Annotated in this window: 2 protein-coding genes, 2 tRNA genes, 3 rRNA genes and 1 pseudogene; all 8 read left to right on the top strand. The window is 52.0% G+C overall.

Translation table 11 applies throughout. The features are described from left to right. A 16S ribosomal RNA gene (locus tag P150_RS0104565) occupies positions 1 to 1,300 on the top strand; the annotation flags it as partial. Between the two features lie 158 nt (positions 1,301 to 1,458). Beyond that, positions 1,459 to 1,532, top strand: a tRNA-Ile gene (locus P150_RS0104560). Between the two features lie 14 nt (positions 1,533 to 1,546). Next, a tRNA-Ala gene (locus tag P150_RS0104555) sits at positions 1,547 to 1,620 on the top strand. A 173-nt stretch (positions 1,621 to 1,793) separates the two neighbouring features. Continuing rightward, positions 1,794 to 4,706, top strand: a 23S ribosomal RNA gene (locus P150_RS0104550). A gap of 161 nt (positions 4,707 to 4,867) precedes the next feature. Next, a 5S ribosomal RNA gene (rrf, locus tag P150_RS0104545) occupies positions 4,868 to 4,980 on the top strand. A 52-nt stretch (positions 4,981 to 5,032) separates the two neighbouring features. Then, positions 5,033 to 5,173, top strand: coding sequence for a hypothetical protein (locus P150_RS17440; RefSeq protein WP_155952927.1), 141 nt, complete (start codon positions 5,033 to 5,035; stop codon positions 5,171 to 5,173). A gap of 449 nt (positions 5,174 to 5,622) precedes the next feature. After that, positions 5,623 to 6,006, top strand: a pseudogene (locus P150_RS0104530) (ATP-binding cassette domain-containing protein); the annotation flags it as partial. A gap of 7 nt (positions 6,007 to 6,013) precedes the next feature. Beyond that, positions 6,014 to 6,496 (top strand): hypothetical protein, encoded by a 483-nt coding sequence (locus P150_RS0104525; protein WP_028896662.1) that lies wholly within the window; start codon positions 6,014 to 6,016, stop codon positions 6,494 to 6,496. Positions 6,497 to 6,935 lie beyond the last annotated feature (439 nt).

Here is a 6,935-nt window from a genome sequence, read left to right as displayed (position 1 = left end):
GGGATGGGGATGCGTCTGATTAGCTCGTTGGCGGGGTAACGGCCCACCAAGGCAACGATCAGTAGGGGTTCTGAGAGGAAGGTCCCCCACATAGGAACTGAGACACGGTCCTAACTCCTACGGGAGGCAGCAGTGAGGAATATTGGTCAATGGCGGGAGCCTGAACCAGCCAAGTAGGGTGCAGGAAGACGGCCCTATGGGTTGTAAACTGCTTTTATGCGGGGATAAAGTGGGCCACGCGTGGCTTATTGCAGGTACCGCATGAATAAGGACCGGCTAATTCCGTGCCAGCAGCCGCGGTAATACGGAAGGTCCGGGCGTTATCCGGATTTATTGGGTTTAAAGGGAGTGTAGGCGGCCTGTCAAGCGTGTTGTGAAATGCGGATGCTCAACATCCGCACTGCAGCGCGAACTGGCTGGCTTGAGTGCACGCAACGTAGGCGGAATTCATGGTGTAGCGGTGAAATGCTTAGATATCATGAGGAACTCCGATCGCGAAGGCAGCTTACGGGAGTGCGACTGACGCTAAAGCTCGAAGGTGCGGGTATCGAACAGGATTAGATACCCTGGTAGTCCGCACGGTAAACGATGGATGCCCGCTGTCGGTGTTTTGCTCCGGCGGCCAAGCGAAAGCGTTAAGCATCCCACCTGGGGAGTACGCCGGCAACGGTGAAACTCAAAGGAATTGACGGGGGCCCGCACAAGCGGAGGAACATGTGGTTTAATTCGATGATACGCGAGGAACCTTACCCGGGCTTGAATTGCAGATGAAGGATCCAGAGATGGTGACGCCCCTCGGGGCATCTGTGAAGGTGCTGCATGGTTGTCGTCAGCTCGTGCCGTGAGGTGTCGGCTTAAGTGCCATAACGAGCGCAACCCCTCTCCCCAGTTGCCATCGGGTTATGCCGGGCACTCTGGGGACACTGCCGCCGCAAGGTGCGAGGAAGGTGGGGATGACGTCAAATCAGCACGGCCCTTACGTCCGGGGCTACACACGTGTTACAATGGCCGGTACAGAAAGTCGGTGGCGCGCGAGCTCCATCCAATCCTCAAAGCCGGTCCCAGTTCGGACTGGGGTCTGCAACCCGACCCCACGAAGCTGGATTCGCTAGTAATCGCGCATCAGCCATGGCGCGGTGAATACGTTCCCGGGCCTTGTACACACCGCCCGTCAAGCCATGAAAGCCGGGGGTGCCTGAAGTCCGTAACCGTCCAGGAGCGGCCTAGGGCAAAACTGGTGATTGGGGCTAAGTCGTAACAAGGTAGCCGTACCGGAAGGTGCGGCTGGAACACCTCCTTTCTGGAGAGGGTGCCTTTTCCGGGGAAGTTTTCCTGTTCGGAAGTTGCGTTTGGTATTCATTGGTGGGTTCATTTCCCTTCTTGTGCTGCGCCTCCTCTGTATTCCTGATACCGAATAGAGAAAAGCCCGGCTGACGGCCGCACGGTTTTTTCCAACTCAGTCCTATAGCTCAGTTGGTTAGAGCGCCACACTGATAATGTGGAGGTCGGCAGTTCAAGTCTGCCTGGGACTACTTCGGAATCCCCCGGGGGATTAGCTCAGCTGGCTAGAGCACCTGCTTTGCAAGCAGGGGGTCAACGGTTCGAATCCGTTATTCTCCACCCTGCCCGTCCTGCGCGGAAGCGCATCTGGGCATAAGATCTTTGACATATTGACACAAGCAAACTGTAAAGTAAAGACGAAGGCGCACTCTCCTTTGTGGAGTGTGTTCGCAAATGATTTCTAGATACAGCTGAAAGTATGAGCTACTCGCTCCTTTTTTGGAGCCGAGTCGAGCAGAAAGTATATAAGGGCGGATGGCGGATGCCTAGGCTCACGGAGGCGATGAAGGACGTGATAAGCTGCGACAAGCCCGGGGTAGGTGCAAATGACCTTTGATCCCGGGATTTCCGAATGGGACAACCCGGCATCCTGGAGGGATGCCATCCCGGCGGCTGCCGGGAGGCCAACGCAGGGAACTGAAACATCTTAGTACCTGCAGGAAAAGAAAATAATTCAATGATTCCCCCAGTAGTGGCGAGCGAACGGGGAGCAGCCCAAACCCGCGGCGTGGCGACGCGCTGCGGGGGTTGTAGGACCGCGGGGGCGCATCCCGGAGGCGAGAGGAAGATTCTGGAAAGAATCCCGGTACAAGGTGACAGGCCTGTACTCGAAGCCCGAGGGAGCGTAGCGGTATCCTGAGTAGCGCGGGACACGTGAAATCCTGTGTGAATCCGCCGGGACCATCCGGCAAGGCTAAATACTCCCGTGAGACCGATAGTGTACGAGTACCGTGAGGGAAAGGTGAAAAGCACCCCGGCGAGGGGAGTGAAACAGTTCCTGAAACCATCCGCCTACAAGCGGTCGGAGCACGCCCTGCGTGTGACGGCGTGCCTTTTGCATAATGAACCTACGAGTTACCATGTCTGGCGAGGTTGAGGGGCTCAGCCCCGTAGCCGCAGTGAAAGCGAGCCTGAAGAGGGCGTTTAGTCAGATGGGGTAGACGCGAAACCAAGTGATCTACACTTGCCCAGGTTGAAGTCCCGGTAACACGGGATGGAGGACCGAACGGATAAGCGTTGAAAAGCTTCCCGATGAGGTGAGTGTAGGAGTGAAAGGCCAATCAAACTTGGAGATAGCTCGTACTCCCCGAAAGGCATTTAGGTGCCGCGTGCGATGTTCTCCGTGAGAGGTAGAGCGACCGATAGGTCGAGAGGGCTTCACCGCCTATCGAGACCTGACGAACTCCGAATGCTCACGGACTGGAGTCGCGCAGTAAGGGGGCGGGTGCTAAGGTCCGTCCCCGAGAGGAGAAGAATCCTGACCGCCGTCTAAGGTCCCGAAATTCCGTGCTGAGTTAGTCTAACGAAGTCTGGTCCCGGTGACAGCTAGGATGTTGGCTTGGAAGCAGCCATTCATTCAAAGAGTGCGTAACAGCTCACTAGTCGAGGGTCCGGGCGTGGATAATAATCGGGTATAAGCCGGATACCGAAGACGCGGGATAGCATTGTATATAAAAAGTATCGGTAGGGGAGCATTCCATGTGCGCCGAATGGTGCGGGTGACCTATCCTGGAGCGCATGGAAAAGCAAATGTAGGTATAAGTAACGACAAGGGGGGTGAGATTCCCCCCCGCCGCAAGACCGAGGTTTCCCGGGCGATGCCAATCAGCCCGGGGTCAGTCGGGTCCTAAGTCTCAGCCGAACGGCGATGGCGATGGCAGACACGGTTAACATTCCGTGACTTGCGTGTTCAGCGACGTGGAGACGGAGCAGTGACACTCTCGCGCCCTGACGGAATAGGGCGTTGAAGGGCGTAGTCCGTGAGGGGTGCAGGCAAATCCGCATCCCGAGACGAACCCCGACAGTACGGAGCCTCCCCCGGGAGGGTCCGACAGCAGAGGTAACCATACTCCCGAGAAAATCCGCTAAGCTCATGTTCACGCAACCCGTACCGCAAACGGACACACGTGGTCGGGTAGAACATACTCAGGCGTTGAGAGATTCATGGTTAAGGAACTAGGCAAACTGACCCCGTAACTTCGGGATAAGGGGTCCTCCCTGTTAGCTCAGGGAGGCGCAGAGAATAGGTCCAGGCAACTGTTTAACAAAAACACAGGGCTGTGCAAACTCGAGAGATGACGTATACAGCCTGACACCTGCCCGGTGCCGGAAGGTTAAGAGGAGAGCTCAGGAGCGATCCGAAGGCTTGAATTGAAGCCCCGGTAAACGGCGGCCGTAACTATAACGGTCCTAAGGTAGCGAAATTCCTTGTCGGGTAAGTTCCGACCTGCACGAATGGTGTAATGATCTGGACGCTGTCTCAACCATGAGCTCAGTGAAATTGTAGTATCGGTGAAGATGCCGATTACCCGCGATGGGACGAAAAGACCCCGTGAACCTTTACTACAGCTTAGCACTGACCTCGGTCATCCGATGTGTAGGATAGGCCGGAGGCTTCGAAGCGGGTGCGCCAGCATCGGTGGAGCCATCCTTGAAATACGGCCCTTTGGCTGTCTGAGGTCTAACGCGCGATTTGTGCGGACACTGCTTGGCGGGTAGTTTGACTGGGGTGGTCGCCTCCAAAAGCGTAACGGAGGCTTCCAAAGGTGCCCTCGGGCCGATTGGTAACCGGCCTTACAGAGTGCAATGGCATAAGGGCGCTTGACTGGGAGGCAGACATGCCGAGCAGGCAGGAAACTGGGGCATAGTGATCCGGTGCAAGTGTATGGAAACTGCATCGCTCAAAGGATAAAAGGTACTCCGGGGATAACAGGCTGATCCCCCCCAAGAGCTCATATCGACGGGGTGGTTTGGCACCTCGATGTCGGCTCGTCACATCCTGGGGCTGGAGAAGGTCCCAAGGGTTGGGCTGTTCGCCCATTAAAGTGGCACGCGAGCTGGGTTCAGAACGTCGTGAGACAGTTCGGTCTCTATCTATCGTGGGCGTTGGAGTTTTGCGTGGTGCCGCCACTAGTACGAGAGGACCGTGGTGGACAGACCTCCGGTTTGCCGGTTGTGCCGCCAGGTGCACCGCCGGGTATCTGAGTCTGGTATGGATAAGCGCTGAAAGCATCTAAGTGCGAAGCCTTCCGCAAGATTAGAGCTCCTATTTGAGGGTCGTCATAGACGATGACGTTGATAGGGCGCAGGTGTAAAGACGGCGACGTCAAAGCCGAGCGCTACTAATTGCCCGAAGCTTTCGCTTGTTGGTTTATGCTTTGAGCTGTATTCCGGTTCGGGTTTCCCCGTGTGGTCCGGAAGTGAGAGAGGATTCTTTGCGGCGTCTTTCCTTTGTTTTGCTTGTGGCGATAGTCGCCCTTACGGTTCCTCCCCAGAGTGAGCGGGGATGGTGGTCCGATAAAACTTATCAGGTGGTTATTGCGCCGGGGTTCCACCTCTTCCCATTCCGAACAGAGAAGTTAAGCCCGGCTGCGCCGATGGTACTGCGATGCAATGTGGGAGAGTAGGTGGCCGCCTTCTTTTACGGAGAGTCCCCTGAACGATATGTTCGGGGGACTCTTTTTTTGTATGTGTGCCGTTCCTATTCCGCTGCCTCCTCCCGTATGCCGTTCCTGTTCCGTGGAGTGCTGCCGGATTGGGGGAAGCGGCATTTGATGGAAGAAGGCTCGGCGTGGTGGAAAGCACGGATGGAAATCCTGTGTTCGGCGAGTAGCTGATGTTGTTTTATGGAATTTTTCTTCTTGACTTATTCTGAAATTCAGATTTTCAGATGTTTTTTGTTATAAGAAGTATATTTTGCAGAAGAAGTATGTGGTACTACTAATTTTTTATTGTACTTTTGAAAATTTATGAATAAAAACTGTATATTCTGAATGGCTCAAATGTTCAAAAGAACGGTCATCGGCGTGGCTTCCAAATGTACTGTTGTCGGGATTGATGATAACTCTTTAAAGCCAATTTTAGAGGAGCTGCTTATAAGAGCTTCTTTTTGTTCGAACTTCAAAACTATATACAAAATCCTTACCTCTTTTATATTACCTCTTATTCTTCTTGTAGCCTAAGCACGAATTTCATCCAAATACTATGGGTGGGATTTATATTGTGTATCAGTAATTTTATGAAATATAAATTTTAAGATAAAAGAATGATTTATTAGGCAAGTGCATCGATGAATACGTTATGAACCTGCCCCTGAAGTACAATACCAAAATCGGTAGATATGGTGTGGGGCTAAGTCAGGGACAGAAGCAGCGCATACTCATTGCCAGAGCCGTCTACAAGAATCCGACCTATATCTTCCTCAATGAAGCCACAAATTCCCTCGATGCCAACAATGAGAGGAGAATAGTGCAGAACCTTGACGCATTTTACAAAGGAAAAACCGTCGTAATCGTGGCGCATAGGCTCAGTACTGTCAGGAATGCCAGACAAATAGTGGTGCTGGACAAAGGAAAGGTGGTAGAGACCGGCAATCACGAAGAGCTTACGAAAAAGCGTGGCACATACTACGCCCTTGTGAAGAATCAGTTGGAACTGGGAAACTAAAAGCAATATGGAAAAGAACGACAAGATTGAACTGAGAAGTGAAAAGGTAAGGAATATCATAGGAGAGATTCCCCCAACAGTAGTGAGATATGGCATCCTCTGCATCGCGCTGACGGTAATAGGGCTGCTTGCGGCAATCTCTACCCTGCCATGGCCCGAAACCGTCAATGCCAGTATCGTGGCATTGGACGAGAATCAGGCGATTCTGTCTGTCCCCTACCGGTATGTGAACGACATAAAGCCGGGGATGAAAGCAAGCGTGGCATTCGAGGGATACAATGCTGAAGACTTCGGATACAAAGAAGGGGAGATTGTGAGCACCGACACGACGCCCAAGATGAGAAAGAATGGAAACATCTTTACAGCAACTATCGCCATCCGAGCAGAGAAGTACAGGATGAAGAAGGGGATGGCAGGCACGGCAAGCATACTCATATCCAACAGGACTGTGTTGGAAAGGATGATGCAGAGACTATTCTATTCCAAGTGATATGCTGAATATAACCAAGCAGCGCGTAACGAATTTGCGCCGCACACTCAATAAAAAACTATTCAACACCGAGGGAACAAATGGATTGGACAAGCGTATCAGAAGCATTTAGCCTGCTGTGTACTGAGTAAACAGTTATCCATAAACCTCTTATAACCAACGATATACAAACTTTTTATACTGCTGTATACTAAGTGTACTCATTTTCTTTGGCATTTTATTTATTATTCTTTACCTTTGTAGCAATCTTCTGTGTTTATCTACAATTATATAATTGCTCGATGAATGTAAAATAGCTGATATATTACCTAATGTATATCAAACATAGTAGATGAGAATAAAATAATAGATATCAAGGACAAAGAAGTAGCTAACCTTTTAATTTGTTATCTATATAGAGGGCAAGGTCTAACCTCTTTAAAGGCAAGAAGTCCCCAAA

The sequence above is a fragment of the Prevotella sp. HUN102 genome, assembly GCF_000688375.1.
GTDB lineage: Bacteria > Bacteroidota > Bacteroidia > Bacteroidales > Bacteroidaceae > Prevotella.
Note: the sequence above shows the minus strand (reverse complement) of the source record. Positions and strands in the feature narration are given on the sequence as shown.

What these genes read in the sequence shown, in the direction of transcription:
- P150_RS0104525 (WP_028896662.1), top strand. Translation starts at nt 6,014, where the DNA reads ATGGAAAAGAACGACAAGATTGAACTGAGAAGTGAAAAGGTAAGGAAT.